Below are 26,370 nucleotides of genomic sequence, written 5' to 3'. Positions count from 1 at the left end.
CGGGCCGTTTGAACAAGGTCAGGCGTGCAGGAGAACCCGTCCGCCGCCAGTACGGGAGTGCAATGTTTACGATGATCCTGCTGCTCTATCTGCAGCAGCACCGTGATGTCATGCTCGAGAGCACGAGCCTGCGCGGAACTTACAAGACGAAGAAAGCCTGCGAGGCTGCTGCCGTGCGTGCGCGCGGACCCTTGCCGACGCCGCAGGGCTATGCGGCTGCCTGGCATGACGCGATGTGCATTCCGATCAACCGCAACGTGATCGTCAACGAGGGCAAGCCGGTCAACCTGGGCAAGCTGCTGCAGGGCCGGCCGCCGGTGGTGTGCGAGGGCACCGGGGCCTGGCGCCGGGTGGCGGAGCTGTGCGCGCCGCCGTCGGCGCCGCCGGGCGGCAAATGACTCAGGTCCTTGCTGCCGGATAGACGCGCCGCCGCAGGAAGCCGAGGCCGGCAGCGCCGATGGCAAGCAGCGCGATGCCGCCCGGCTCCGGAACCGCCGTAAAGAAGCCGCGGATCTCGCCGCCCCCGAAGGCGGTGGTGTGGATATTGAAGTAGGCGCGCTCGGAGGCCAGTCCGGCAAGGAAGGCCGCCCGGGCCCCTGCAACCGTGCCGCCGTTGGCGGTGATGAATCCGGGATTGTAGGTCGCGGCTTCGGTCAGGCTGAGGAGGCGCTGATAGCTGCCCGATGTGGTGCCGACGGGGAAGTCCGGGAAGGTCGGCACGACGGTGGCGGGCGAGGCGGTGCCGGTCAGGGGAAGCGCGGTGCAGCAGTGGATATGGGCGATCGTCGTGGTGCCGGTCAGCCCGGTCCAGTTCACCAGGACCGCCATCGTACCGGCGACGTCGTCGATGAGCAGGCTTGCCGTGCCGATGCCCGGTGAGTCGTTACGTGGCGACTCCTTGGGGCCGGTCATGGTCGTGGTGAAGGTGAGGATGGCTGCCTGCGCCGCAACATTGGCGAACAGAAGCAGGAAAGTGCAGAAGCTCAGAACGATACGTTTCATGGCTACTCCTTTCAAAAGGTATAGCTGAGCTGAAGCATAAACCGTGCCCTTGCGGCTGTACGCAGGAGAGACGGAGCGCGTGCCAGCCGATGCCGCAGCAAGGTGTAAATACTTCCGACACCTGCCTGACATGCAGCTCCACAACTAATCACCCTTCCAGTCGGCATGGCTGGGACAGCGGATCGCACCAGCGCTGCCTCCGCCTCCCTGCGTGTCGAACATCGTTGCCCCGCCACCCTCGGCGCCGCCGATGCGCGGCTTGACGCCGCCGCCAGTGCGGCACCAGACCTTGCCTCCCTGGCGGAAGCGGTAGATCACCTGGCCGTCCGGTGCAGTGTAGCTGTCGCTGGTCAGGCTTCGGCTGCTGTCCTTGTGGGCGCCCGCGAGGGCCTCCCGCAAGCGCGCGATCGGCGTGTCGGCCACCTCGGGCACGCCCGATTTCCCCTTGCGCAGTTCGCGGTCGATGAGTACGGCGTCGCGCCTGGCGCGGCCGACCATCGCGTCCAGTGCCGATTCCGCCGGCGCGGGCGCTGCGGTAATGGCGAAAGGATCGGCGACGCTTGCCGGGGATTCCGGCGCGGGAGCGGCCGGTTCCGGCTCACGGGCCGCGGCCGCCGGCCTGCTGTCGGCGCGCGTATCGCGTGTGTTTGGCGTGGGGCGAGGAAGCGGCGGCGCCGGCGGCGGCACGGGGACCAGCTCGATCACCCGTTCCCCGCGGGATTCCTGGGGCGGCGGATGCGCGATCCGCCAGCTCCAGGCCAGCAGCAGGTGGACGCCCAGCGTGGCCAGCAAGGGCCAGCCGCGGCTGACAGCCGGGCGGCGCGGGAATGCCGCCTGCACCGGGTGTTACGACTTCGCCGTCATGACCTTCTTGATCGCCACGCAGCGCTGGTCTTCCTGCAGCGTGTCGAGCAGCGAGCGGCGGGTGCCGGCCGACAGTTCCTTCATGGTGTCGGCGGCGCGCTGCAGGCGCTGCACGCTGCTTGGGGTGCAGCTGGCCGGGATCATCGTGCCGGCGTAGCTGCGCATGAAGACCGGGCCGGCCGCCTTGTCGATCGCCGGCAGCTTCGCCAGGCGCTCGGCTGCGGTCTGCTCGGCCAGCTTGTGCTGCTCGACCGGATACATGCTGCCCATCGCGGTGCGGATGCGCGAGAACGGCAGCTTGGTCTTCAGGTCTTCGACGGTGCTCATCCACTCGGCCTTGACCTTCGGATCCGGACGGACAACGGTCGCGGCCAGCGCGGCGCCCTGGCCGGTGTCGGACTTGTCGCGCGCCTGCTCGGCCTCGAGCAGGGCAGCCGCGCCCGGATAGTTGAAGCGGTTCAGGCGATTGATGATGGCCCAGCGCTGGTCCTGGCCGATGTTCAGGCCTTCGGTGCCGCGTCCATCGAGCATGCCGGCCAGGCGTGCCAGCGCTTCCGGGCTGTTCGCCATGCCCATATAGGTGCCGAACCAGCGGCGCTGGAAGTTGGCGTTGCCCTTGTGGGCGACGACGCCGTTCCAAGCCATCTCTTCCAGCTTCTTCCTGGTCCCGTTCGCGTAAGCGTTGTCCAGACCCATCGCGTCGAGGTAGTACTTCGACGAGCCGACCTTGCCCAGCACGTCGCCCAGCAGGGTGTAATCCTTCTCCTGCGGCGCGTTGGCCAGGGCCACGTCGATGAATTCATTCAGCGGCAGCTTGGCGTCGCGCACGCCGTCCCACAGGGCTTGCCACAGCATGGCGCGCAGCAGCGGGTCTTCCACGCCGCTCAGGGTAGTGCGGGCGGTCTCGAAGGAGCGCTTGTCGAGGTTGACCTTCACGAAGCCCCAGTCCTCGTAGTTCGGATAGACCAGGTCGGGGCAGGCCGTGCCGACCATGCCCGGCACCTTCGTGGTGGCGCCCTTGTAGGTGACCGGCACGTTCTTGGCCAGCACCAGCTTGCCGTTCTCCAGCTTGAAGGCGCCTACCTGGACGCGCTGCTCGCGCAGGGTCGGCAGGGTCTTGCTCGGCGCGGTCTGCGCCAGCGAGAAGGCCTTGATCTTGCCGTTCGAGCAGCTGTAGTTGGCGGTGATGGTGTTCACGCCGGCCTGGTACAGCCAGTCCCTGGTCCACTTGCTTAAATCGCGGCCGGCGGCCTCGCCCAGGCTGCCGATGAAGTCTTCCAGCTTTGCGTTCTGCCACGAGTACTTGACCAGGTAGTTGTGCACGCCCTGGCGGAACACTTCCTCGCCCAGCATGTGGCGCAGCTGCTTCAGGGTCGAGGCGCCCTTCGAGTAGGTGATCGCGTCGATGTTGTCGAAGGCGTTGGCCGACGACGGCACCGGCACCTCGATCGGGTGGGTCGAGACTTTCTGGTCCTGGTTGTAGGCGCCCTGCTTGTCCTGCTGGTAGAAGGACTGCCAGGCGTCCTTGAACTCGGTGGCTTCGGCGGTGGCCAGGGTCGCCATGAAGGAGGCGAAGCTCTCGTTCAGCCACAGGCCGTTCCACCACTTCATGGTGACCAGGTCGCCGAACCACTGGTGCGCCATCTCGTGCATGATGACCTCGGCCAGGCTGGCTTTCTGCGCCGGCGTCATCTCGGACTTGTACAGGAAGCCGCCTTCGGCGAAGGTAATCGCGGCGGCGTTCTCCATGGCGCCGTACAGGAAGTCGGGCACCAGCAGCTGGTCGTATTTCTCGAACTGGTAAGGGATGCCGAAGTAATTGTCGAAGAACTCCAGGCCGCTCCTGGTGTAGCGGAACCAGTCGTTCGGCGTCACCTGCTTGGCGACGGACTGGCGCGCGAACAGGCGCATCGGGTACTTGCCGCTCTTGTCTTCCCAGACCTGGTAGGGGCCGGCGTGCAGCGAGAAGTTATACGGGCTGAGGCTCTTGGTCTTCGGGAAGGTCCAGCGCTTGCCGCCGGCGGCGTCGGCGACAGCCGACTCGCGGGTCGCGGTGATCACGTGCCAGTCGCCTGGTGCGTTGACGGTGACGGTGTAGGTGGCACGCAGGTCGGGCTGGTCGAACACGGCGAACATCTGGTGCGCGGCGGCCGGCTCGAAATGCGAATACGTATAGACCCGGTTATCGACCGGATCGACCATGCGGTGCAGGCCTTCGCCATTGGTGCTGTGCAGGCGCTCGTAACTGATGGTGACGGTGTTGCGGCCCTTGACCAGGTCTTCCGGTGCGAGGGTGATGAACCAGTTGTTATAGCGCGTGGCGACCTGCTTGCCATTGACGGTGACCGATTTCACGGTCGCCTTGTCCAGGTCGATGGTCAGGGCCGAGTCGGTGTCCTTGAGGTCGAAGCTGGCCGTGGTGGTGCCGGCGAAGCTCTCCTTGCCGGTTAGCGTGAAATCGAGCACGTAGTCCACGTTCGACACGCGCGCCGAACGCGCCATCGCGTCGGCTTCCGACAGGTAGGCGTTCTCGGCGCGGGCAGGGGCCGGGGCAGCATTGGCGGTGTTGAAGGCGAAGGCGGAAGCGATGGCGAGGGCCATCACGCGGGGGGCGAAGTGTTTCAACGTGGTCTCCTGGGACAGCGCAGGCTTGGTGCGCGGAAAAATAATCGCGCAAGAATAGCATGAGCGGAGTGCCGTTTACACCACATACATATACGATTGCGGGGCGTATGTACGGGCGAAAGGAGAGGGTGGTGGTGTGCGGAGAACTTGGGTTCCGGCCTTCGCCGGAACGACGGTTTTGGAGCTAACATCGAGAAGGACTGTGCAATTCTGCCACTGGCCTAAAGACCGTCATCCCGGCGAAGGCCGGGATCCAAGTTGCTAGCGTTTAGTTGGCTTAACCAAGCGTCGGATAGTCGATATACCCCTCCGCCCCCGGTGCATAGAACAGCTCCGGCTTCGGCTGGTTCAGCGGCGCATCTTCCTTCAGGCGCTTCGGCAGGTCCGGATTGGCGATGAACCACACCCCGAAGGCCACCGCATCGGCTTCGCCCGAGGCGATCAGGGCTTGCGCGCTTTCCTTGGTCAGCTTCTCGTTGGCGATGTACACGCCGCCGAATTCCTTCTTCAGGTAGGCGCGCAGGCTGTCGTCGCCGATGGCTTCGCGGGCGCAGATGAAGGCGATGCCGCGCTTGCCGAGTTCGCGTGCGACGTAGCCGAAGGTCTCACGGGGATTCGCATCGCCCATGTCATGCGAGTCGCGGCGCGGCGCCAGGTGCATGCCGACGCGCTCGGCGCCCCATACCTCGATGCAGGCGTCGGTCACTTCCAGCATCAGGCGGGCGCGGTTCTCGACCGGGCCGCCGTACTGGTCCTTGCGCTGGTTGGTCGAATCCTGCAGGAACTGGTCGAGCAGGTAGCCGTTGGCGCCGTGGATCTCGACGCCGTCGAAGCCGGCCTTCTTCGCGTTCTCGGCGCCCTTGCGGTAGGCGGCGACGATCTCGGGGATCTCGGACAGCTCGAGCGCGCGCGGCGTGGTGTAGTCGCGCTTCGGGCGCACCAGGCTGACGTGGCCCTTCGGCGCGATGCTGGACGGCGCCACCGGCAGCTGGCCGTCGAGGAACACCGGATCCGAGATGCGGCCCACGTGCCACAGCTGCAGGACGATGCGCCCGCCCGCCTTGTGCACGGCCTCGGTGACGATCTTCCAGCCTTCCACCTGCTCGTCCGACCAGATGCCCGGGGTGTCGGCATAGCCCACGCCCATCGGCGTCACGGCGGTCGCTTCCGACAGGATCAGGCCGGCCGAGGCGCGCTGCACGTAGTATTCGGCCATCATCGCATTCGGCACGCGGCCCGGGCCGACGGCGCGCGAACGGGTCAGCGGCGCCATGATGATGCGGTTCGGCAGTTCGAGTGCGCCCAGCTTGATCGGGTCAAACATGCTCGTCATGGTGGTCATTGTGTACTCCTAAAGTCCGTCGTTCAGTTGGTCGAGGAAGGCCTGGATGACTTCCTCGTTTCGCTGGAAGAAGATGAACTGTCCGACGCGCCGCGTATGCACCAGCCCCGCCTTGTGCAGGGTCGCCAGGTGGGCCGACACGGTCGATTGCGACAGGCCGGTGCGCTGGTCGATCAGCTTGCAGCACACGCCCAGGTCGAGCGGGTGCTCCTGCTCGGCGAAATGCTGGTGCGGATCCTTCAGCCAGTGCAGGATCTGGCGCCGTACTGGGTTGGCCAGGGCCTTGTGGATCGCGTCGATGTCCATATGCTCTTCCTTGTATCGGGTTCTTTCGATCCGAATATCGTCATCTTACGATATGTTCGGAAATCCTGCTGGCGACGCCATCGCTTCTAGCGATGGCGCCGTGATCGGTGCTTACTCGCGGCCGAAGCTCGGGTTCGGGCGGGTCAGGTAATACCACTCCGAGTTGGCATTCGCCTTCGCGTCCGGGAACAGGATGCGGCCGCTGAACTCGGCCACCACCTTGCTGCCGTCGGCGCGCACGCCGACCTCGTCGCCTTCCTGCACCGGGTCGAAGCTTGCCCAGGCGCGCTTGAACTGGTCGTCGGCATGCAGCTTGTCGTGCACCACGACCATCGACAGCGCTTCCATCTCCTCGAAGGGCACCGGTTCCGGGTCCGGGGCCGCGATCAGCTTCAGGTGGGCCAGCGTGTTCATGATGGCGCGGTAGGCCACCTCGGGCGCCGCCGGGTCCACGTGCTGGCCGCACTCCAGGGTCAGCGCATAGCCGCCGGTGGTGCGCATGTACTCGGTGGTGCCGACGCCGTAGCGCAGCACGGTTTCCAGTTCGTCGGCATTGCGGCTGCGGCGCTTGACGCCGTCGCCGTAGGCCGCCAGCCAGCCGTCCACGAAGCGCTTCACGCCCAGGCGGCGCGCCCAGGCGCGTTCCTTCTCCGCATGCTGGAAGGGCTGCAGCGGGCCGTCGTTGTTCAGCGGGCCGACCATCACGAAAGGCTGGCCGCCGACCGCATTGAAGGAGTGCAGGTCGAGCAGCACCTCGTGTTGGGCGAGCAGGGGGCAGAGCCAGTTGGCGATCTGGTCCTCGAAGTCCTGCGGGTCGTCCTTGGGAAACAGGTTGCGGTTCAGGTTGCGGTCGCCGTTGCGGGTGTTCTGCTCGTAGGCCTTCGGGTTCACCACCGGCACGAAGGTGACGCTGCCGGCCGTGATCCGCAGCGTGCCGCTGTCGAGTTCTTCCATCACGCGGCGGATCGCGATGGTGCCGCAGACTTCGTTGCCATGGGTCGCGCCCATGATGATGACGCGCGGGCCGGCCTGCAGGCCGGTGTAGTTGACGGACTTGAATTGGTACTTGCTCGGGGAAGTCATTGCGGTGGCGATCCGGGGAATAAAAGGTGCCGATATTTTATCGGACATTTCGGGAGAGCCCATGGCATCATTCGCCATTTACTCACTGCGCTGACCAGCATGTCCCCTGCAAGCATCCGCGTCCATGGCCTCGATACCCTGCGCGCAGTCGCCGTCACCCTGGTGGTGCTGCACCATTACGTGCTGTTCGTGAGCGACGCGCCGACCTTCGGCTGGGTGGGCCAGGTCGGCTGGGTCGGCGTCGACCTGTTCTTCGCGCTGTCGGGCTACCTGATCGGCAACCAGATCTTCGCCGCAATGAAGAGTCCGGGCGGCTTCTCCCTGAAGCACTTCTACGCGCGGCGCCTGCTGCGCACGCTGCCGAACTACTGGGTGGTGCTGGCCCTGTACTTCCTGTGGCCTGCCTTCCGCGGCGATGCTCCCTTGCTGCCGCTGTGGGAGTACGCGAGCTTCATCCAGAACTTCGCGCTGGAGCCGGGCAGCGCCTTCTCGCACAGCTGGTCGCTGGCGATCGAGGAGCAGTTCTACATGTTGCTGCCGGCAGTGGCGCTGCTCGGCGCCCTGTTCGGGGGATCCCTGCGGCTGGCCTGGACGGGCATCGCGCTGGCCTTCGTCGCCGGCGTGCTGCTCCGCGCCGGGCTGTGGCAGGAGATGAATGGGCAGAACTATAAGCTTTACTTCTATTTCAAGTACATTTATTACTCGAGCTTATGCAGGTACGACGAGCTGCTGGCCGGGGTGGCGCTGGCGCTGCTGCGCAACCACCATCCGCGCATCTGGGGACAGCTGACCCGGCGCGGCAACCTGATGGCCTGCCTCGGCTTGCTCGTAACGGCGGTCGCATTCTGGTTCTTCGTCGACGACCGCTACGGCTTCGGCATCACCGTGTTCGGCTTCCCCGCCATGGCGCTCGGCTTCTCGCTGCTGATCGTGGCCGCCGTGGCGGAAGGCGCGCTGCTGCGCAGCCTGCGCGTGCCCGGCGCGGGGCCATTGGCGCTGTGGTCCTACGCCATCTACCTGCTGCACAAGCCGCTGTGCGTGCTGGCCGCGAAGTGGATGAAGGCGCAGGGCTTCGGCGCCGAGCATCCGCTGACGATCGCGGCGCTGCTGGCGCTGTCGGTGCTGAGCGGCTGGCTGCTGTTCAAACTGGTGGAGACGCCCTTCATGCTGCTGCGCGAGCGCTATGTGCCGAGCAATGCGGCGCGTCCGGCGCTGCTCAGGCCCGCGCCTCGATGACGCCGAAGGCGGCCGGCGCATCCGCCAGGAAGGCGAGGATGGCATTCGCCTGCACGTGCGGCTCGTAGCCGGAAGTATCGCGGATGGCCTGGCGCAGGCCGGGCACGGTTTCCACCGTATGCGGGCTGCGGTAGGCCGCGACCAGCAGCTGGGCCAGGTCGCCCGGGGCGCCTTGTCCGCGGCGCAGGCGCTGTTCGATGATGCCCAGCAGGGTGCGCTGCATGCGCGGGGTCGGATTCAGGATCTCGCCGAACAGTGAGGGCGTGTTGGCGATGGCCTCGCACATGCGCTGCTCGATCGCATCGGGTTTCAGGTCGGAGGGAATGTCGAAATAGGCCTTGTTCCAGCGCGTGCGTGCGTAGGCATGGCCGGGCGGGAAGGAGTCCGCGGTGTCGAAGCCGAGCGCGCGGCTGGCGCGCGCCAGCAGGTCGGCGACGGTGTCGATCAGGGGCATAAAAAAAGGTTCTTCACGGATTTCCGGGAAACGCGGCTTTGATCTTCAGGAAGAAGAATTCGCTATCCCGGTATCCGTAGGCCATTCGCTTCATCACCTTGATACGGTTGTTGATGCCTTCGAGCTGTCCGGTGTGCATCGGCCAGCGCAACCGCGCTGCGATGCCTCGCCAGTAAGGTTTGAGCTTGGCGGCAAACTTCCTTAGCGGCTCGATCCCGCTGTCGCGTGCCATCTTCAGCCAGTTGCGCCAGGCGAGAAGCCACTGCCATCCGCCGGATGTCTGCCAGAGTTCCTTGAGTGCCGTTTTCATCACATACACCGTCATCAAGGCTTGGTTGGCGGCCAGCAGTTCGTCCAGATTCGCCTGCTGGCTCGGCGGGACGTTTTCCCGATTACGCAGCAGAAGCCAGCGCGAGCGCTTCACGACTTTGCGCTGGGGTCGGTCGTCTCGCAGGCGATTGGCTTCGTCGACTCGCACCCGGTCGATCACCTCACGGCCGTACTTGGCGATGACGTGAAACAGGTCGTAGACCACGCGTGCCTTCGGACATTGCTGCTGCACTTCCAAATCAAACGCGGTATTCATATCCATCGCGACAGCTTCGATGTTGGCGCAGCGTTCAGGGCCTAGCCATTCAAAGAACGGACGGATGGCCTCGCGGCTGCGGCCTTCGCCGACCCACAACACACGTCGGGTGTCGGCATCAAGCACAACTGTGGCATAGCGGTGGCCTTTGAACAGCGCAAATTCGTCCATCACGAGGCGGATCGGCTGCGCCGGGGGCAAGTAAGCAAGTTGCCGCTCCAGGCGCGCGCGCTCGATCTGCCGCACCGTCCCCCAATGCAGGCTAGCGAGCTTGCACACATGGGCCACCGGAAGCTTCTCACACCACGCCCCGACAAAATCGGCCAACGCACGCGTCACCCGCGCATGGCGGTCAAGCCAGGTCACGCGTTCGGTTCTGGTGCCGCACATGCTGCACTTCAGACGGCGCAATGGCACCCGCAGCCGCACCGCCCTTCCTTGCATCGGCAACTCTCGAATGATGCGCGTAGCGACATCATGGACTTGGTAGCAATGCATCCCGCACCGGCTACAGACCATCGCCGCAGCAGGATCACGACACAGTGTGATCCAGACAGCATCTTCCTGAACATCCAATTTGGTGGCGGTAAAGCCTTCCCAGAACGGAAGGCTAAGATTATGATCCGGCATGAGAGCGGTAAGTTGAGTTGGTTGAGTTTGGTCGCACAAACACAATAACTCTTCTTTACTGCTCTCTTGCGTTTACAACAGGTTCATCCCGGAAATCCGCGATGAACCTAAAAAAACGGGATGCACGTTCGTCATCCCGTCAGTGTATCAGGCAGCGAACTTGCCCGCCCTGAAGTCATCGAAGGCCTGGTACAGCTCCTCGGTGGTGTTCATCACGAAGGGGCCGTGCTGGGCGATCGGCTCGTTCAGCGGGCGTCCGGCCAGCAGGATCAGCCGGGTCGGCTCCAGCGCCTTGATGCGCACGCCGTCCGCCCCCGCCGCATTGTCGAGCACCGCCATGCGGGTCTTCGCCACGGCCTTGCCCTCGACCACCACCTCGCCGCGGTACACATACAGGAAGGCATTGTGCCCCTGCGGGAGCGGCTGTTCGAAGCTCACGCCGGCCGGGATCTCGAGGTCCAGGTACAGCGGCTCGGTGTGCTCGCGCTGCACCGCACCCGCCACGCCATGGGTTTCACCGGCGATCACCTGCACCGTCACGCCGTCTTCATTCGTGAAGCGCGGCACTTCCTCTGTCGGGATGTCGCGGTACCACGGGTCCATCAACTTGTCCTTGGCGGGCAGGTTGAGCCACAACTGGAAGCCCTCCATCAGGCCCTCGTCCTGCTCCGGCATCTCGGAGTGGATCACGCCGCGGCCGGCCGTCATCCACTGCACGCCGCCGTTGGTCACCAGGCCTTCGTTGCCGGCGCTGTCGCGGTGGCGCATGCGGCCGTTGAGCATATAGGTCACGGTTTCGAAGCCGCGGTGCGGGTGCTCCGGGAAGCCGGCGATGTAGTCGCCGGCCTTGTCGCTGCCGAAGGCGTCCAGCATCAGGAAGGGATCGAGGCGGCGCTGCAGGGAACCGGTGAGCACGCGGTTGATCTTCACGCCCGCGCCCTCCATCACGAACTGGCCCTGGACCAGGCGTTCGACGCCGCGCGATTTGACCAGCGTTGCGGTAGTTTGGGTCATGCTGTTCTCCTTGTGTGTCGGTTCTTCACGCGCCGCCTCCAGGCGGCGATTCTCAGGCCAGTGCTGCTTCCACCGCTTCGTTGGCTGCCTGCTGGCCCTTGGCCGCGGCATCCGGACCCATGTTCAGGCCCGACGAGTAGATGAAGGTGTGGTCGGTCATGCCCAGGAAGTTCAGCAGCATGCGGATGTGCGGCACCTGCGGATCGGCTTCCACCGGGTAGACGCCGCCACGGGCGGTGGCCACGTAGACCTTCTTGTTCTTCAGCAGGCCTTCCGGACCGGTCTCGGTATAGCGGAAGGTGACGCCGGAGCGGGCGATCGCGTCGAACCAGTTCTTCAGCTGCGCCGGCATGCCGAAGTTGTACATCGGGGCGCCGATCACGATCACGTCGGCAGCCTGGGCTTCGGCGATCAGGGCGTCGTCCAGGGCCACGCGGGCAGCCTGTTCGTTGCTGCGCTGTTCCGCCGGAGTGAACAGGGCGCCGACGGCGGCGCCGTCCAGCAGCGGGTGCGGCTCGGCGCCGAAGTCACGGCGGACCAGCTTGGCGTCCGGGTTGGCGGAGACCAGTTTATTGACGATCAGATTGGTGACGCGGGTCGATTCCGAATCATTGCCGCGGACGCTGGAGGTGATGTGCAGGATGTTCATGTTTGTGTCCCTTCGTTTCCAAGAAAAGTGTTGATGGACACACTTTAATGGTTCCATAATCGTGGCGGAAGCCCGTAGAATGGATAACATTATTCTGCTGATGGAACAATCATGGACGTAGAACCGAATGACTTGCTGCTGTTCGCCCGGATCGTCGAGGCGGGCAGCTTCAGCCGCGCCGCCGAGCGCGTGCAGCTGCCGAAATCGACCGTGTCGCGCCGCATCGCGCTGCTCGAACAGAAGCTGGGCGAGCGCCTGCTGCAGCGGACCACGCGCAAGCTGATGGTGACGGAATTCGGCGCCAGCCTGCTCGAGCACGCGCGCAAGGTGGTGGAAGAGGTCGAGGCGGCCGGCGCCCTGGCCCAGCACCGCCAGGCCGCACCCAGCGGCAAGCTGCGCCTGTCGGTGCCCGGCGACTTCGCGAATATCGGCCTGCACGAGGTGATCGCGCGCTTCATCGAGCGCTATCCGGCCGTGTCGCTGGAGATGGACCTGTCGCCGCGCAGGGTCGACCTGATCGCCGAGAACTACGACATCGCGATCCGCATGGGCGATCTGCCGGACGATTCCTCGCTCAACGCCCGGCCGATCAACGTGGAGTATTTCGGCCTGTATGCCTCGCCGGCCTACCTGGCGCGGCACGGCCTGCCCGAGCATCCGGACGATTTGCCAAAGCACGATGTGCTATGCCTGCTGAGCCGCAACGGCGGCGCCGTGCCCTGGGTGCTGAGCCGCGGAAAACTGCGCTGGGAGCGGCAGCTGCAGGCGCGCCTGACCGCCAACTCGCCCGAACTGCTGGCCAGGATCGCGGCGCGCGGCGCCGGCATCGCCGGCAGTTCGCTGACCTTTGCCCAGCCCTACCTGCGCACGGGTGAACTGGTGCGGGTGCTGCCGGAGTGGGATCTGCCGACCGCCAGCGGCTGGGCGGTGTTCCCGGGCCGCCGGCTGATGCCGGCCAAGACCCGGGCTTTCCTGGATGTGATGGAAGAGGCCTGCCGCGAGCGCGGCCACGGGAAGGGCGTCAGCGCGGACGGTTCCCCATGACTTCGCCCAGGCGTACCGGACGCTCCGGCGCCCAGTCGCCGTTGAAGGCAATCGTGCCCTTCTTGAACAGCATGACCACGGTGGAGCCGAGCAGGAAGCGGCCCATCTCTTCGCCCTTTTTCAGCACCACCGGCTGCGAGTCGTAGTTCCATTCGCAGATGCGCGGCATGCGCGGCGGGTTGACCACGCCATGCCAGGCGGTGGCCATGCTGCCGACAATGGTCGCGCCGACCAGGGTCATGACGAAGGGGCCGTGTTCTTCCGATTCGAACACGCAGACCACGCGCTCGTTGCGGGCGAACAGGCCCGGCACGCCGCGCGCCGTGGTCGGGTTCACCGAGAACAGCTTGCCCGGCACATAGATCATGCGCGTCAGGCGGCCGTCGCAGGGCATGTGGATGCGGTGGTAGTCCTTCGGGCTCAGGTAGAGGTTGGCGAAGTGGCCGTGCCGGAAGTGCTCGGCCAGCGAGGCGTCGCCGCCCACCAGTTCGGCGGAAGTGAACTTGTGCCCCTTGGCCTGGAAGATGTGGTGGTCGTCGATGTCGCCGAACTGGCTGATCGCGCCGTCCACCGGGCACACGAAATCGGCCTGCGCCAGCGGACGCGCGTCCAGGCGCAGCGGGCGCGTGAAGAATTCGTTGAAGCTGCTGTAGCTCGCGATGTCCGGGTTCGCCGCTTCATCCATGTTAACGCCGTACTTGCCCACGAACCAGCGGATCAGGCGCGTCGTCATGGCGCCGCCCTTGGCGCCGGCCACGCGGCCTGCGAAATTGGTCAGCGCCGTTTTCGGCATCACATATTGCGGTAGAACTTTTAGACGGGACACTTTTACGGGCCTCTCGGTGTGAAATCGATCGCGCATTATAGCGGCCTTGTCGCAGGGAAATGTACAGAAATGCATGAGGGGGCCGCCTCAGGCGCAGTGTACTCCACTGTGGTAAGCCGGGGCGTATGCATCAAAAGTTGCCACATGCATATTCGATTCTTGCAGACAGGCCATGTTGCGTCTGAGACAATTGCCACCCCTCTCACTTTTGACGTAACCATGTCCTCCATCTTCCGTCCCTTCCGCCTGACCGCACTCGCCGCCGCGGTCAGCCTCTGCCTCCCGGCCCTCGCTGTATCCGCACAGGAGGCCCAGGCGCCGAAAGCCGACGCCAAGGCCGAGGGCGGCAAGAAGATCTCGCAGGTGGAAGTGAAGGGCACGGCGGACACCTACGATGCGCGGCGCGACGACACCGCCACCAAGATCGTGGTCAACAGCGAAGAGATCACCAAGTACGGCGACACCAATGTGCTCGACGTGCTCAAGCGCGTGCCGGGCATCACGGTCAACAGCAGCAACGGCCGCGGCGGCGAGATCCGCATGCGCGGCCTGGGCGCGGGCTATACCCAGATCCTGGTGAACGGCGAGCGCGCGCCGGCCGGCTTCTCGATGGATTCGCTGGCGCCGGACTCGATCGAACGCATCGAGGTGCTGCGCGCCGCCAGCGCCGAGTTTTCGACCCAGTCGGTGGCCGGCACCATCAACATCATCCTGAAGCGCTCGGTGAAGAACCGCCTGCGCGAACTGAAGCTCGCGGCCCAGGGCTCGAGCAACGGCTACGGCCCGAACGCCAACCTGCAGATGTCGGACCGCGACGGCGCCTTCTCGTACTCGCTGTCGGCCAACGCCTTCCAGGATCGCTTCGAGTTCGAATCCTGGGGCACGGAGACGGCCACGGCGCTCAATGGCCAGACCACCTCGCTGCGCACGCTGCGCCTGCCGCAAAAAGGCCAGGTCAGCGGCCTGAACCTGGGCCCGCGCCTGAACTGGACCCTGGGCCAGGACAATATCCTGACCTCGCAGACCTTCCTGAACTACCACCGCTTCAAGAACCGCTTCAACCAGGACACCACCACCCTGATCGGCGCGCCGCCGCCTTACCCGGACCTGTTCAACGCCTTCGAGAACGAGAACGGCTTCCTGCGCTCGGACCTGAGCTGGGCGCGCAAGTTCGAGTCGGGCGCCAAGCTCGACCTGAAGGTCGGCGTCAACGCCGGCAATAGCGACAGCAGTTCGCACCGCACTGCCGCCACCATTGCCGGTGTGCCGCTGCTGGACACCACCAGCGAGCTGACCGGCCGCGACCGCGGCGTAAACAGCACCGGCAAGTACAGCCGGACCATCCAGAAAGGCCATACCTTCGCCTTCGGCTGGGACGGCGGCGTCGATACCCGCGACGACGAACGCAATGAAATCAATCGCGTGCGCGTGAGCGGCAACCTGCCGCAGTATGAGGTCTCGGAAGCACGCGTGAAGCGCCTGGCCGTGTTCGCGCAGGACGAGTGGAACATCACCCCGGCCTGGTCGATGTACCTGGGTGCCCGCTGGGAAGGCATCCGCACCCGCGTCACCGGCAATACCTTCGGGCGCGGCGAGTCGAGTTCCAACGTCTGGAGCCCGATCATGCAGACCCTGTACAAGTTCCCGAGCAAGAGCGGCAAGGGTGGCGGCGACCAGCTGCGCCTGGCGCTGACCCGCACCTACAAGGCGCCGAACGTCGGCAGCCTGACCCCGCGCCGCCAGGTCAGCGAAAACAACAGCCCGACCGAACCTGACTTCCGCGGCAACCCGAACCTGAAGCCGGAACTGGCCTTCGGCATCGACGCGGCCTATGAACATTACTGGGCCGAGGGCGCGCTGGTGTCGGTGAGCGTGTCGCAGCGCCGCATCGACGACTTCACCCGCAACCTGACCTTCTTCGACGGCGAGCGCTGGATCCAGACCCCGAGCAACCAGGACAGCGCGCTGACCCGCTCGCTGGAAATCGAGACCAAGTTTCCGCTCAAGGCCGTGATGCAGGATGCGCCCGCGGTCGACCTGCGCGCCAGCGTCAACCGCAACTGGTCGCGCGTCGAATCGGTGCCGGGTCCGGACAACCGCCTCGACCAGCAGACCCCGCTGACGGTCAACCTGGGCGCCGACTACAAGCTGGGCGCCTTGACCACGGGCGGCAGCTTCGCCTTCCGCAAGGGCGGTCCGGTGCGGGTATCGGTGAACCAGCGCGCCTACGTCGCGCCGCGCCGTGAGCTCGACTGGTATGCGCTGTGGAAGTTCGATGCCAAGCGCCAGCTGCGCTTTGCGATCAGCAATATGTTCCACCAGGACTTCGTCAACGACAACACCTACGAAGATGCACGCTTCGGTTCGCAGAACCGCAGCTTCACCTTCCCGCAAGGGGTGCGCTACCGCGCGACCTACGAGCTGAAGTTCTGATCGCCCAGCCGTTCAAAGCGAGCCCGGCCGGCGTGCCGGGCTTTTTCTTGCCCATGGAATCGTAAATTGCTATGTCATAGCAATAAAAGAGTCCATGCGACGTTTACATTCTTCTATCAACTGGAATATAGTTGTTCACATTAATTGAACAACTATTTCTGGAGACTGGAGAATGGCTTTGCTGAAACCTCGACATCTTGCTGTCCTCATCGCCGGCGTATGCGCCCCGGCACTCGCCCAGCAATCCACCACGGGCGAGCCCATCCAGCAGGTCGAGGTGAAAGGCGCGAACTACGACGCACGCCGCGACGACACCGCGGCGCGCGTCGTCATCAAGAGCGAGGAGATCGTCCGCTACGGCGACACCGCCGTGGCCGACGTGCTCAAGCGCATCCCCGGCGTCACCGTCACCACCGGCAACGGGCGCAGCACCCAGATCCGGATGCGCGGCCTGAGTGGCGGCTATACCCAGATCCTGGTGAACGGCGAACGCACCCCGGCCGGCTTCGCGCTCGATACCCTGTCGCCCGACATGATCGAGCGCATCGAAGTGCTGCGCGTCGCCACCGCCGAGTTCTCCGCCGAATCGGTGGCCGGCACCATCAACATCGTGCTGCGCAAGAAGGTGAACAAGCGCCAGCGCGAAGCCAAGCTGGGCTACCTGCTGTCGAGCGACTTCCGCGGCCCGACCTTCAGCACCCAGGTGGCCGACCGCGGCGACAAGTCGTCCTGGTCGTTCTCTGCCAGCGGCAACCACGACAGCCTGTCGCGCGACTGGAGCGGCCGGGAGGAGAACATCCGTCCCGACGGCGTGCGCGACATGCTGCGCACGACCTACGCGCGCGAGGAGGGCCGGATGAACCGGCTGAACCTGAGCCCGCGCCTGAACTGGACCCTCGACAACGGCGACACCCTCGCATGGGAAACCATGTTCAACAGCGCCAGCTTCCGCAACAACGGTCATCCGGTGGTGACCACCGTGCTGGGACGTCCGCCGCGGACGCCCGACCTGTGGACCTTCGGCGAGTTCGACGACCGCACGCTGAAGTCGGACCTGCACTGGACCCGCAGCCTGGCCTCCGGCACGAAGCTCGACACCAAGCTCGGGGCCGAATGGTCGTCGCACAAGCGTTTCGTGCGCCGTAGCGGCCGCGATGCGGCGGGCTTGCCCGAGACCGAGGGCAGCACCCTGTCGGATACCCATGCGCGGGGCCTGAACTCGACCGGCAAGGCGACGCGCGGCATGGAAGGCGGCCATGTGCTGGCGATGGGCTGGGACCTGCGTGTCAACGCAAGTTCGGAAATCCGCTCCGAGCGCGACCGGGTCCGGCGCTTCGCCCCCGGCCAGCTGCTCGACGAAGGCTTCCGCGCCAACGTGAGCCGCGCCGCCTTCTACCTGCAGGACGAATGGACCATCGATCCCCAATGGTCGGTCTACCTGGGCGCCCGCTGGGAAGGCGTGCGTACGCGCGTGTCGGGCGATGCCGTCGAATCGACACGGGTGCGTTCCAGTGTGCTGAGCCCGATCCTGCAAACCCTGTACAAGATCCCGTCGAAGGATGGCAAGCAGAGCGACCAACTGCGCCTGGCCCTGAGCCGCACCTACAAGGCCCCCGACCTGGGCAGCATCGTGCCGAAGCGCTCGGAATGGGAGAACAACAGCGCCACCGAGGCCGATTACCAGGGCAACCCGAAGCTGAAGCCGGAACTGGCCTGGGGCATCGACGCCGCCTACGAACACTACTGGGCGGAAGGCGCGATGGTCTCGGTGAGCGGCGCGCTGCGCCGCATCGACGACTACACCAGCAACCGCATCTACTTCGACGGCCTGCGCTGGATCTTCACGCCCGTCAACGACGACCGCGCCGTCCTGCGCAGCCTCGAGATCGAGACCAAGTTCCCGCTCAAGGCGCTGTACGCCGGGGCGCCGGCAATCGACCTGCGCGCCAGCGTCAGCCGCAACTGGTCGCAGGTCGACTCGGTGCCCGGCCCGCACAACCGGATGGAACAGCAGATCCCGCTCACGGCCAACCTCGGCGCCGACTACAAGTCGGGAGCGCTGGCGGCCGGCGCCAGCGTGGCGCACCGGCGCGGCGGTTACGTGCAGGTGGCGGCCAATCGCGGTTTCTACAGCATCGCGCGCACCGACCTGGACGCCTACGCGGCCTGGACCTTCAATCCGAAACTGGTCCTGCGGCTTGCCCTGTCCAACCTGCTGGGCGAGGACAGCGCCTTCGAGCCGAGCTACTTCGACCCTGTCACCGGCCTGGAAAAGCGGCGCTGGGACTACCCCAGCGGCATCAAGCTGCGCACCACGCTCGAGATCAAGTTCTAGGCAAGCCGCAGCAGCGCCGCGCCGCCCGCGATCAGGACGGCGCCGGCGATGCGCGCCGGGCCCACGCGTTCACGCAGTACCCAGGCCGCGATCGCTGCCGCGAACACGATCGAGGTCTCGCGCAAGGCGGCGACCACCGCGATCGGCGCCAGCGTCATCGCCCACAGCGCGCTGCCGTACGACGCGGCGCTGGCGAAGCCGCCGCCGAGCACGAGCCAGGGTTTGGCTGCCAGGTAGGGGCCGAGCCGGCCGCGCAGCCGGGGCCGCGAGGTGATGGCGACGCCTGCGCCGGCGAGCACGAACAGCCAGGCCGTGTAGGCCGCCGGCGCGCCGGAGCGGCGTACGCCCAGCCCGTCCACCAGCGTATAAGCGGCAATCACGAGCGCGGTGAGCAGGGCGAGCACCAGGGTCCGGCGCGAGGAGCGCAAGCCGCCACCGATGCAGATCACGGCGCCGCCGGCACACACCAGGGCGACTGCGCCCCACTGGACGGGATGCAGCGCTTCGCTGCCGCTGTTCGCGAGCGCCACCAGCACCGGCGCGGTTCCGCGCATCAGCGGATAGGCATGGCTGATGTCGGCATCGCGGTAGGTGGCGGCCAGCAGCGTGTAGTAGCCGACCTGCAGCAGGCTGGAAGCTGCGATGTAGGGCCAGCTGGCGGGATGCGGCGCCGGAAGCCAACACAAGGCGAGCGCGCCGAGCAGCCCGGCGCCGAGCGTGACCGCGACGGCCGCGAGCAGCTTGTCGTGCTCCGCCTTGATGGCCGCGTTCCAGGACGCGTGCAGCAGCGCCCCGCCCAGCACCGCGACGAGCACGGACGTCGGCATCAGGCGCGCATCTTTTCGTTCTGCTCCCTGGCGTGGGTGTCGTGCACCCGGTGGGTGCGGAAGTAATGCCAGGCCACCAGGACCGCCAGCGCCTGCAGCGCGGCGCACAGCAGGAAATGGCTGCCCATGCGCCAGTCGCCCGGCGGCAGGTGGCTGACGGTGGCCAGGATGGCGGTGCCGAGCAGCGGGGTGACGATCACGCCCAGGCTGCTGATCGACTGCAGGGAACCCATGAGCTCACCCTGCTGGTCGGCCGGGGAAGCCTTGGACACGATCGCCTGCAGCGCCGGGGTGGCGGCGAAGGCCAGCACATTGCAGAGGATCAGGGCATACATCATCCAGCCTTGCGTCGCCAGGCCATAGCCGAGGAAGGCGAAGGCGCTGGATGCGATCCCCATGAGCGCCAGACGCACCTCGCCGAAGCGCCGGATCAGCACCGCCAGCAGGCCTGCCTGCACCACCGCCGACACCAGCCCGACGCAGAACATGGCGATGCCGTTGTCGCGCGGCGTCCAGTCGAAGCGGAAGGTGGTGTACAGCACCCAGGTCGATTGCAGCATCATCTGGCCGAAGGTCACCAGGGTGATCACCAGCACCAGGCCGCGGATCTCCTTGCGGCGCACCAGGCGCAGCAGGGCGCCGAGGGGATTCAGGCGCGCCCAGGCGAAGGGCGGGCGCTGGCCCGGCGCGAGCGATTCCGGCACCATGAAATAACCGTAGACCAGGTTGGCGGCGCCGAACAGCGCGGCCACGTAGAAGGGCAGGCGCAGGTCGTTGTTGCCCAGCAGGCCGCCCAGCATGGGGCCGCAGATGAAGCCGAGACCAAAGGCGGCGCCGATCTTGCCGAAGCTCTTGGCGCGGTTCTCCCTGGTCGAGATATCCGAGGCATAGGCCGAGGCCACCGACATGCTGGCCGAGGACATGCCGCCGATGATGCGCCCGACGAACAGCCAGAACAGGGACGGCGACCAGGCGGTGATGAGGAAGTTGATGCACATGCCCGCCATCGAATACAGCAGCACCGGGCGGCGCCCGACGCGGTCGCTGAGCGCGCCCAGCGCCGGCATGAACAGGAACTGCAGTACGCCGAAGGTCGCGGCCAGCACGCCGAACCACAGGGCCTGGTCGTCGCGGCTCGGCACGAATTGTCCGACCAGCAGGGGCATCACCGGGACGATCAGTCCGATGCCCAGCATGTCGATGAAGATGCAGACCAGGACGAAGTTGAGGTTCCCCGGAGTGGTCTTCGTGGTATCGGACTTCGGCGCGGTCGGACTGGTCATGGGTGTCTCGGAGGGCTGACGTCTGGCTATCTTAACATCGAGCAAGCGTCAGTCGAATGCCGCACCATCGGATACGCCGCACTCGGCGGCAAACTCCTCGCGGAAGGCCAGCAGGCGCGCCAGCCGTTCCCCGGCCAGCGCGCGGCCTGCTTCCGTCTGCATCATCCCCGGCAGCTTGGCCAGCTTGACCATGATGTGGTCGAGCGCGTAGCTGCGGTCGTCGAATTCGCGTGCCCGTCCCAAGGGGTCGTCCGGATGCGCGAGGCCGCTGCCCATGCGGCCGGCAATATAAAACATGCGCGCCAGGCCGACGGCGCCGAGACCGTCGAGGCGGTCGGCGTCCTGCACGATCTTCGCTTCCAGCGACTCGGCCGGGATATTCGCCGAGAAGCTGTGCGCCTCGATGGCATGCGCCACCGCGTCCAGGCGCTCGGGCGGGAAATTCATCCACGCCAGCTGGTGGCGCGCCAGCTGCGCCGAGCGGCGCGAGGCCTGGTTGCGGTCCGGGTCGTTCTTCGGCAGGTTGACCAGGTCGTGCAGGTAGCAGGCCGCCATCACCACCAGGGCGTCGGCTTCCGGATACTGTGCCAGCAGGGCCTGGGCATTGCGCCAGACCCGTTCGAGATGGGCGCTGTCATGGGCGCCGTCGCCGCCGCTGGCGCCCGCGGCCATGGCGCCCAGGCGCGGGCGCCAGGTGGCGAGCTCAGTCTTGGGTGGATCGTTGGTCGGATTCATGGTGGTCATCAGTGGCGGGGAGCGGCACGGCGCGCTGCGACAGCGCGTCCGCCTGGCCGTTCTTGTGGCGGGGTATCCAGCGCAGGCCGGCGCCGGGCAAGCGGCCCAGCAGGGCGCGCGCCCGCGCGCGGTAGGCACGCAGCGCCAAGGCGCTGGCGCTGTCGGGCGCATTGACGTCGTCGATCACGACCTGGCTGTCGCCATGGACGATGAGCGTGTCCGCGCCGTGTTCGAGCGCCGCTTCGAGGACGGCGATCAGGGCCAGGTATTCGGCTTCGCTGCTGTTGCCGTAGCCGGCGGCGCGCGACAGTTCGATGCGCAGGCCGCCCGGGCCTTCGAGCACCGCGCCAATGCCGCAGCGGCCGGGGTTGGGGTGGGCCGAGCCGTCGAACCAGGCGCGCCAGGCCGGCGCCGAGGCGGGAGCGGCACTGCGCCGGGCCAGCGCCGCCGCGGCTTGCGCGCGGCGGGCGGCGGCGCCGTGTTCACTGCGCAGGCGTTCGGCGGCGCGCGCCGCCAGCAGCTGCTCCAGTCCGGCGACGCCGGCGCGTTGGCTCAGGGTGGCACGCAGTGCCTCAAGCTCGGACATCCCGGTACGGGCGGCGAGCTTGCGGCTGGTGGCGAGTTCTCCCTTGAAGGCGGCAGCGAAAAGGGCGTCGTAATCTGGCATGGGCGCAAGAATAGCAAAAAGGCAGCCGAAGCTGCCTTTTTCCGTTGATGGACCCTTGATGGTGCGATCAGCGGCGGTAAGGATTTTCCGGCCGGCTGTCGTAGCGGTTCGGTACCCGGTCGCCGTCGACGTCGCGGTCGTGGCGGTTGGGGATGCCGTCGTTGTCCAGGTCGCGGTCGTAGCGGTTCGGCACGCCGTCGCGGTCGGTGTCGCGGCGGCCGCCACGCTCGTAGCGGTCGGGCATGCCGTCGCGATCGCGGTCGCGGTTGTAGCCGTATCCATACCCGCGGCCGTCGCGGTAGTAATCGCGGCCGTCACGGTAGCCGCCCGCGTACACCGGGGCATAGCCGCGGCGCTCGTAGCGGTCGGGGATGCCGTCGCGGTCACGGTCCCAGCGCCCCGGCTCCATGTACCAGCCGTTCTGGCGCTGGTGCCAGCGCGGCGGGGCATATACATACCCCGGGCGGGCCGAGACCCAGTGACCCGGCACCCAGGCGTGGCGGTGGCCGCGCCATTCCCAGTAACCCGGGGACCAGACATGGCCGTGGCGCGGGCCCGGCACGTGTTCATAGATGGGCGCCGGCGGGGCCGAGCCGATGTAGAGTTGGAAATCAGTCTGCGCCATGGCCTGTGTCGGCGCGAAGGCGGCGCCAAGGGCGATCAGGGCAGCGAGGGTAAGCGTGCGTTTCATGTCGGGTCTCCAGATCCAAAAACGGATGACCCACTATATCGCCGGATGTCGGCGGAAGGGAGCGTTGAAGCAGTTGCTTACATCTGAAACAGATGGGGAGGCGAAGCACCCAGCTACCTGATACATATTGCGCTGCCGGCTGCCGCCCGCTGTCGCGCCTGGGCGACAACGGGCAGGCCTGCGGCACTCATCCACGAGCCCCGGTTGCTTGCTTCTCTTCGGCCGACAGACGCTTGGCGCTGACCGTCACGGTGGCCATCCGGTCGCCGCTGGCGACCATGGCGGCGTCGGCGCTGTAGTTGCGGGCATGGGCGTCCGGGATGGCATCCATCAGGTAGCTGCCCGAGACGGTGAGGCCCATCGCGACGACGAAAGCGGCTTCCATATGTTTCATGAGGTTCATGGTGTTTCTCCTTGCGGGTGGGTGGTCGATGTGTGCACTGTAGGCCAGTGCATTCCGTGGCGCGAGCCGATTGCGACGAGACGCGGAAAACGCGGGACGACCTGTCGAAAAGCCCGTGCGAAGCTGCACGCGCTTGACGCGAACGGATGGGTTTCAGCCGCCCCCCGCTAGTCATCCGCGAAGCGGCCTGGCCGGGCCGCGCCAACCAGGCAGACCGATGACAGCGACACTCGCCTCACTGATGGGTTTCATCGCCGCCGGACGCACCGCGCGGCGCCGTGCGCGCAACCTGCGCCTCGGCGCGCGCGCCGCGCCTGCGCACCGGCTGGCCTTCGATCCCTGGCTGCTGCTGGGCTGCGCCGCGGCGCTGCTCGGGGCCGTGGTGCTGGCGCTGGCGGCCCGTTCGCTGTCGGCAGCGGATGCCGCCGCACCGTCCGGCCACGCCGCATTGTCCACCCTCCAGCCGCTGCTCGGCGGCGTGACCGTGCGCGTGCCGCGTGAGCCCGGCATCGCGGTGGTCCAGCACGGCACCGGCGCGCTGGTGGTGGCGTCCGGCATGCGCCTGGAGGCGCCGCTGCGCATCGACCTGTGCACGCAGCTGTCCGACCCGCAGCGCGCGCGCCTGCTGCCGCTGCGCATCGCTTACCCCTTCGCCGAAGCCGCCGGCGCCTCTCGCAATCTGCTGCTGGCCGTACCGGGCTCCGGCATGCCCCGCATGGAGCTGCGCGGCGATGCCGGCGGAGACCTGCGGCTCGGCTGGAGCGCCGGCGTGGGGCGGGCGGCGTGGATCGGCGACGCCGGCCAGGGCGTCGCGACGCGCGCTGCCCGCGGCGAAGGCCTGCTGGGCAAATCGGGCTGGCTGGTATGGAAGGACGGTGCCCTCAGGTTTACGCGCCGTGCGAGCAGCACCTGTCCGCAGGCCGGCGAGCTGCTGCTCCAGCGCGCGGTCGCGGGCGCGGCCGGAGTGGGGCTGGTGCAGGCTTTCGGGGACGGCGTGGCCCTGCCGGCGCTGACCCTGGCAGCCGGTGAGTACCAGGTACCGGCGGCCCGGCCGCGCGGCCTGGAAGACGCCTTGTTGTTCGAACAACTGCAGGCGCGCGGACTGGTGCGCCTGGGCCGCAACGGCCTGGCCGAGCTGGCGCCGCGCGACCTGGCCGCCTGGCTCGCCGCAGGGCCGGGCGGGCGGGCGCCGCTGCCCGGCTGGGAACAGCTGCGCCTCGACGATGCAGGCCGCAAGCTGCTCGAGCGCCTGTACTACCGCGCCGACGGCGCCTTCGTGCGCGAGCAGCTGCGGGTCTTCAACAGCGAACGCCGGCTGCTGGCCTGGCGCCAGCGGCCGGGCAGCCATGCGGCATGGCAGGCCAGCGTCGGCGGCGTGCCGGCGGCGCAGGACGAAGGCTTGCCGGTCGCGGCGATGCGCCTGTTCGCACGCCTGCCGGAAGGCTGGGCGCCGTGGCGCCGCATCGGTGCCTGGGACGGCGGCGGACCGGCCGCCAGCGCGGTGCTGGTGCTGGACCGCCCCGAACGCAGCGAGCTGCTGCTGGCCGGGCGCCTGCGCCGGGTCGAGGGCGCGACGGCAAGCGTCGTGGATGCCTGCGACGGGCGCGCCTGCCGCGATCCCGGCGCGGTCCAGCGGGTGCTGCTGGCGCCGCTGCCGGGCGCGCGCCGCATCGTGCTCGAGCTCGAGCCGCTCGACCTGGCGCGCCTGGCCGGCAGTTCGGATGCCGCCTACCGCCACCTGCGCGCCGAGGGCGGGCGCCTGGCCTGGCACGCGCTGCCGGCGGCGGACGGCGCGCCGCGCACGGCATTGGCCGAGGTCAGTCTCAGCGGGCGCGATGGGAAAACCCTGTGGACCGACGGCAGGGCCAGCGCCGAGGCCCAGGCGGCCGGCCTCGGTCCGCTGCTGGGCGTTCACCGCGAGCATGGGTCGAGCGTGGCCGGCATGCTGGCGCGCCTGCCGGGAAGCAGCCACACGGCGCGTCTCAGCCTGGATCTGGGCCTGCAAGGACTTGCACAGGCGGCGCTCGACTGCGTCGGCCTGCGCGAAGGGAGCTGGGACGGCAAGCGCTGCAGCGGCGCGCGGGTCGCGCCGGGCGGGCGGCAAGCCGGCCTGGTACTGCTCGACGCCGGCAACGGCGACCTGCTGGCCGCCGCCGGCGGCGGCATGGGCGCGGCGGATGCCGGACGCTGGGCGGAACTGCGCGACTTCGACCGCGCCGATCCGGCGCGCAGCCCCTTGCGCCTGCCGGCCTTCCAGCACGACGGCGGCGCGCAACGCGCCGCCGGCTCGACCTTCAAGGTGGTCACCGCCCTCGGGCTGGAAGCGGCGGCGCGCGGCGACGCCCGCTTCGAACGCCTGCTGCAGGGCATGCCGCTGGCCGAGATCGACGCCATGGCGCGCAATGCCGGCTACGGCTTCCGCACCGGTGCCCCGGCCTATCCGCTCGAAGGCGGCGCCCGTATCACCAACTTCCGCGAACAGCTGGCCGGCGCCCGCGCCGTCGAAGGCCGCCTGGGCCTGGCGCAGGCCATGACCCACAGCGTGAACACCTGGTTCGCCTGGACCGCCGAACTGGGTGACCGCAGCCTGGGTGGCCGCCCACAAGGCGGCGTTCCCGGCGTACGCGAACTCGAGCCCGGCGCGCTGGATGGGCTGCGCCCGGTGGCCGGCATGGCGCGCCGGCTGGGCTTCGGCAGACCGCTGCGCCTCGACGGCGGCCTGCTGCCCGAGGACTTCCGCTGGTCGGCCTGGGACGCACTGCAGGCCAGCCCCTCCATGCTGGACCCGATTGCCACCTGCCATGAGGTGCGCCAGATGGCGATCGGCCTGCGCATGCAGGCGACCCCGCTGCAGATGGCGCTGGTCGCCGCGGCGGTCGGGCAGGGCCGGACGGTGACGCCGCGCCTGCTGCTGGAACTGGACGGGCGCGAAGCGGCCGTGCAGCCGGGCGCCGGCCTGGGCGTGCGCCTCGACCGGGTGCGCGCCGGCATGAAGGGCGTGGTCGATGGCGGCACCGCGGCGGCAAGCTTCCGCGGCAGGGAATTCGACCGCCTGCGGCCCGGCCTGTTCGGCAAGACCGGCACGGCGCCGACCGGCGAAGACGGGATGGCGACGGTCTGGTTCATGGGCTGGCTGGAGCCGGGCAGCCTGCCGGGGCAGACGCGCCGGCTTGCCTTCGCCGCCTTCGTCAGCCAGTCGCAGCTGACCGGGGGCGCGCATGCCGCCCCGATCATCGCCGCCTTGTTGCGTTCCATGCAAGATTCCGGACAGGCCCGGTCCTCTGAACAGAAGGGCGATTGAGCCTCATCTGCGCGCCTCGATTTTGTGTTTGTAT

The 26,370-nt window shown here is 67.4% G+C and carries 23 protein-coding genes and 1 pseudogene; 7 read left to right on the top strand and 17 right to left on the bottom strand.

Annotated features, from left to right (window positions below):
* Nucleotides 1-62 precede the first annotated feature (62 nt).
* Nucleotides 63-398, top strand: coding sequence for a hypothetical protein (locus tag ACSQ25_RS14240; protein WP_436106335.1), 336 nt, complete (start codon nucleotides 63-65; stop codon nucleotides 396-398).
* A gap of 1 nt (nucleotide 399) precedes the next feature.
* Here ACSQ25_RS14240 and ACSQ25_RS14235 read toward each other — a convergent pair whose 3' ends face one another.
* From ACSQ25_RS14235 to ACSQ25_RS14210, 6 genes are all read right to left on the bottom strand, one after another.
* A complete protein-coding gene (locus ACSQ25_RS14235; protein WP_436106334.1) occupies nucleotides 400-1,002 on the bottom strand; it encodes a CHRD domain-containing protein in 603 nt (200 codons plus the stop codon).
* Between the two features lie 144 nt (nucleotides 1,003-1,146).
* Nucleotides 1,147-1,842: a hypothetical protein gene (locus ACSQ25_RS14230; protein WP_436106333.1), complete on the bottom strand. Its 696-nt coding sequence runs from the start codon at nucleotides 1,840-1,842 to the stop codon at nucleotides 1,147-1,149.
* 6 nt (nucleotides 1,843-1,848) lie between these two features.
* Nucleotides 1,849-4,491, bottom strand: a complete 2,643-nt coding sequence (gene pepN / locus ACSQ25_RS14225; RefSeq protein WP_436106332.1) for an aminopeptidase N — start codon at nucleotides 4,489-4,491, stop codon at nucleotides 1,849-1,851.
* A gap of 277 nt (nucleotides 4,492-4,768) precedes the next feature.
* Entirely contained in the window at nucleotides 4,769-5,824 is a 1,056-nt protein-coding gene (locus ACSQ25_RS14220) for an alkene reductase (RefSeq protein WP_436108082.1), read from the bottom strand.
* Nucleotides 5,825-5,842: 18 nt separating this feature from the next.
* Nucleotides 5,843-6,139 carry an ArsR/SmtB family transcription factor gene (locus tag ACSQ25_RS14215; protein WP_436106331.1) on the bottom strand — a complete coding sequence of 99 codons (297 nt, stop codon included), beginning with the start codon at nucleotides 6,137-6,139 and terminating at the stop codon, nucleotides 5,843-5,845.
* Nucleotides 6,140-6,250: 111 nt separating this feature from the next.
* On the bottom strand, nucleotides 6,251-7,222 hold the full coding sequence (locus ACSQ25_RS14210) for a succinylglutamate desuccinylase/aspartoacylase family protein (RefSeq protein WP_436106330.1): 972 nt from the start codon (nucleotides 7,220-7,222) through the stop codon (nucleotides 6,251-6,253).
* Between the two features lie 99 nt (nucleotides 7,223-7,321).
* Here ACSQ25_RS14210 and ACSQ25_RS14205 point away from each other — a divergent pair, with 99 nt between their 5' ends.
* A complete protein-coding gene (locus ACSQ25_RS14205) occupies nucleotides 7,322-8,458 on the top strand; it encodes an acyltransferase family protein (protein ID WP_436106329.1) in 1,137 nt (378 codons plus the stop codon).
* Here ACSQ25_RS14205 and ACSQ25_RS14200 read toward each other — a convergent pair.
* The 4 genes from ACSQ25_RS14200 to ACSQ25_RS14185 form a co-directional block, all read right to left on the bottom strand.
* Nucleotides 8,439-8,912, bottom strand: a complete 474-nt coding sequence (locus ACSQ25_RS14200) for a hypothetical protein (RefSeq protein WP_436106328.1) — start codon at nucleotides 8,910-8,912, stop codon at nucleotides 8,439-8,441. The genes ACSQ25_RS14205 and ACSQ25_RS14200 overlap by 20 nt on opposite strands.
* 13 nt (nucleotides 8,913-8,925) lie before the next feature.
* Entirely contained in the window at nucleotides 8,926-10,128 is a 1,203-nt protein-coding gene (locus tag ACSQ25_RS14195) for an ISL3 family transposase (RefSeq protein WP_436106327.1), read from the bottom strand.
* Nucleotides 10,129-10,275: 147 nt separating this feature from the next.
* On the bottom strand, nucleotides 10,276-11,142 hold the full coding sequence (locus ACSQ25_RS14190; protein ID WP_436106326.1) for a pirin family protein: 867 nt from the start codon (nucleotides 11,140-11,142) through the stop codon (nucleotides 10,276-10,278).
* A gap of 52 nt (nucleotides 11,143-11,194) precedes the next feature.
* Nucleotides 11,195-11,791 (bottom strand): FMN-dependent NADH-azoreductase, encoded by a 597-nt coding sequence (locus ACSQ25_RS14185; protein WP_436108081.1) that lies wholly within the window; start codon nucleotides 11,789-11,791, stop codon nucleotides 11,195-11,197.
* A 111-nt stretch (nucleotides 11,792-11,902) separates the two neighbouring features.
* Here ACSQ25_RS14185 and ACSQ25_RS14180 point away from each other — a divergent pair.
* Both ACSQ25_RS14180 and ACSQ25_RS14175 read left to right on the top strand, forming a co-directional pair.
* Nucleotides 11,903-12,031 (top strand): annotated as a pseudogene (locus ACSQ25_RS14180) (helix-turn-helix domain-containing protein); the annotation flags it as partial.
* Nucleotides 12,032-12,196: 165 nt separating this feature from the next.
* A complete protein-coding gene (locus tag ACSQ25_RS14175) occupies nucleotides 12,197-12,835 on the top strand; it encodes a substrate binding domain-containing protein (RefSeq protein WP_436108080.1) in 639 nt (212 codons plus the stop codon).
* Here ACSQ25_RS14175 and asd read toward each other — a convergent pair.
* The gene (gene asd / locus ACSQ25_RS14170) at nucleotides 12,813-13,697 is read right to left on the bottom strand and encodes an archaetidylserine decarboxylase (protein WP_436106325.1); all 885 of its coding nucleotides are present in this window, start codon (nucleotides 13,695-13,697) and stop codon (nucleotides 12,813-12,815) included. The genes ACSQ25_RS14175 and asd overlap by 23 nt on opposite strands.
* A gap of 183 nt (nucleotides 13,698-13,880) precedes the next feature.
* Here asd and ACSQ25_RS14165 point away from each other — a divergent pair, with 183 nt between their 5' ends.
* Together ACSQ25_RS14165 and ACSQ25_RS14160 are read left to right on the top strand one after the other, a co-directional pair.
* Nucleotides 13,881-16,094: a TonB-dependent receptor plug domain-containing protein gene (locus ACSQ25_RS14165; protein WP_436106324.1), complete on the top strand. Its 2,214-nt coding sequence runs from the start codon at nucleotides 13,881-13,883 to the stop codon at nucleotides 16,092-16,094.
* 172 nt (nucleotides 16,095-16,266) lie between these two features.
* Nucleotides 16,267-18,429, top strand: a complete 2,163-nt coding sequence (locus ACSQ25_RS14160; protein ID WP_436106323.1) for a TonB-dependent receptor plug domain-containing protein — start codon at nucleotides 16,267-16,269, stop codon at nucleotides 18,427-18,429.
* Here the strand turns inward: ACSQ25_RS14160 and ACSQ25_RS14155 are convergent.
* The 6 genes from ACSQ25_RS14155 to ACSQ25_RS14130 all read right to left on the bottom strand — a co-directional run bounded on the left by ACSQ25_RS14155 (nucleotide 18,426) and on the right by ACSQ25_RS14130 (nucleotide 23,035).
* Nucleotides 18,426-19,256, bottom strand: coding sequence for an EamA family transporter (locus ACSQ25_RS14155; protein WP_436106322.1), 831 nt, complete (start codon nucleotides 19,254-19,256; stop codon nucleotides 18,426-18,428). The two genes, ACSQ25_RS14160 and ACSQ25_RS14155, sit on opposite strands and share 4 nt — an antisense overlap.
* Nucleotides 19,256-20,539 carry a TCR/Tet family MFS transporter gene (locus tag ACSQ25_RS14150; protein WP_436106321.1) on the bottom strand — a complete coding sequence of 428 codons (1,284 nt, stop codon included), beginning with the start codon at nucleotides 20,537-20,539 and terminating at the stop codon, nucleotides 19,256-19,258. The genes ACSQ25_RS14155 and ACSQ25_RS14150 overlap by 1 nt, the downstream gene beginning before the upstream one ends.
* A gap of 48 nt (nucleotides 20,540-20,587) precedes the next feature.
* Entirely contained in the window at nucleotides 20,588-21,274 is a 687-nt protein-coding gene (locus ACSQ25_RS14145; RefSeq protein WP_436106320.1) for an HD domain-containing protein, read from the bottom strand.
* Nucleotides 21,243-21,941, bottom strand: coding sequence for a ribonuclease HI family protein (locus tag ACSQ25_RS14140; RefSeq protein WP_436106319.1), 699 nt, complete (start codon nucleotides 21,939-21,941; stop codon nucleotides 21,243-21,245). Before ACSQ25_RS14140 ends, ACSQ25_RS14145 begins: the two co-directional genes overlap by 32 nt.
* Nucleotides 21,942-22,008: 67 nt before the next feature.
* Complete coding sequence (locus ACSQ25_RS14135; protein ID WP_436106318.1) at nucleotides 22,009-22,632, bottom strand: binary toxin-like calcium binding domain-containing protein; 624 nt, start codon at nucleotides 22,630-22,632, stop codon at nucleotides 22,009-22,011.
* A gap of 187 nt (nucleotides 22,633-22,819) precedes the next feature.
* On the bottom strand, nucleotides 22,820-23,035 hold the full coding sequence (locus ACSQ25_RS14130; protein ID WP_436106317.1) for a hypothetical protein: 216 nt from the start codon (nucleotides 23,033-23,035) through the stop codon (nucleotides 22,820-22,822).
* Nucleotides 23,036-23,252: 217 nt separating this feature from the next.
* Between ACSQ25_RS14130 and ACSQ25_RS14125 the strand changes: the two genes are divergently transcribed.
* A complete protein-coding gene (locus tag ACSQ25_RS14125) occupies nucleotides 23,253-26,336 on the top strand; it encodes a penicillin-binding transpeptidase domain-containing protein (protein WP_436106316.1) in 3,084 nt (1,027 codons plus the stop codon).
* Nucleotides 26,337-26,370: the final 34 nt, after the last annotated feature.

The sequence above is a fragment of the Massilia sp. LjRoot122 genome, from assembly GCF_964252725.1.
GTDB lineage: Bacteria > Pseudomonadota > Gammaproteobacteria > Burkholderiales > Burkholderiaceae_D > Telluria.
Note: the sequence above shows the minus strand (reverse complement) of the source record. Positions and strands in the feature narration are given on the sequence as shown.

Bases quoted from the DNA above. Each gene is read 5' to 3' on its own strand.
- ACSQ25_RS14205 (WP_436106329.1), top strand. From the start codon at position 7,322: ATGTCCCCTGCAAGCATCCGCGTCCATGGCCTCGATACCCTGCGCGCA.
- ACSQ25_RS14135 (WP_436106318.1), bottom strand. From the start codon at position 22,632: ATGAAACGCACGCTTACCCTCGCTGCCCTGATCGCCCTTGGCGCCGCC.
- ACSQ25_RS14215 (WP_436106331.1), bottom strand. From the start codon at position 6,139: ATGGACATCGACGCGATCCACAAGGCCCTGGCCAACCCAGTACGGCGC.
- ACSQ25_RS14235 (WP_436106334.1), bottom strand. From the start codon at position 1,002: ATGAAACGTATCGTTCTGAGCTTCTGCACTTTCCTGCTTCTGTTCGCC.
- ACSQ25_RS14155 (WP_436106322.1), bottom strand. From the start codon at position 19,256: ATGCCGACGTCCGTGCTCGTCGCGGTGCTGGGCGGGGCGCTGCTGCAC.
- ACSQ25_RS14160 (WP_436106323.1), top strand. From the start codon at position 16,267: ATGGCTTTGCTGAAACCTCGACATCTTGCTGTCCTCATCGCCGGCGTA.
- ACSQ25_RS14130 (WP_436106317.1), bottom strand. From the start codon at position 23,035: ATGAACCTCATGAAACATATGGAAGCCGCTTTCGTCGTCGCGATGGGC.
- ACSQ25_RS14200 (WP_436106328.1), bottom strand. From the start codon at position 8,912: ATGCCCCTGATCGACACCGTCGCCGACCTGCTGGCGCGCGCCAGCCGC.
- ACSQ25_RS14145 (WP_436106320.1), bottom strand. From the start codon at position 21,274: ATGAATCCGACCAACGATCCACCCAAGACTGAGCTCGCCACCTGGCGC.
- ACSQ25_RS14140 (WP_436106319.1), bottom strand. From the start codon at position 21,941: ATGCCAGATTACGACGCCCTTTTCGCTGCCGCCTTCAAGGGAGAACTC.
- ACSQ25_RS14240 (WP_436106335.1), top strand. From the start codon at position 63: ATGTTTACGATGATCCTGCTGCTCTATCTGCAGCAGCACCGTGATGTC.
- ACSQ25_RS14210 (WP_436106330.1), bottom strand. From the start codon at position 7,222: ATGACTTCCCCGAGCAAGTACCAATTCAAGTCCGTCAACTACACCGGC.
- ACSQ25_RS14195 (WP_436106327.1), bottom strand. From the start codon at position 10,128: ATGCCGGATCATAATCTTAGCCTTCCGTTCTGGGAAGGCTTTACCGCC.
- ACSQ25_RS14150 (WP_436106321.1), bottom strand. From the start codon at position 20,539: ATGACCAGTCCGACCGCGCCGAAGTCCGATACCACGAAGACCACTCCG.
- ACSQ25_RS14190 (WP_436106326.1), bottom strand. From the start codon at position 11,142: ATGACCCAAACTACCGCAACGCTGGTCAAATCGCGCGGCGTCGAACGC.
- ACSQ25_RS14185 (WP_436108081.1), bottom strand. From the start codon at position 11,791: ATGAACATCCTGCACATCACCTCCAGCGTCCGCGGCAATGATTCGGAA.
- ACSQ25_RS14220 (WP_436108082.1), bottom strand. From the start codon at position 5,824: ATGACGAGCATGTTTGACCCGATCAAGCTGGGCGCACTCGAACTGCCG.
- asd (WP_436106325.1), bottom strand. From the start codon at position 13,697: ATGCGCGATCGATTTCACACCGAGAGGCCCGTAAAAGTGTCCCGTCTA.
- ACSQ25_RS14165 (WP_436106324.1), top strand. From the start codon at position 13,881: ATGTCCTCCATCTTCCGTCCCTTCCGCCTGACCGCACTCGCCGCCGCG.
- ACSQ25_RS14125 (WP_436106316.1), top strand. From the start codon at position 23,253: ATGACAGCGACACTCGCCTCACTGATGGGTTTCATCGCCGCCGGACGC.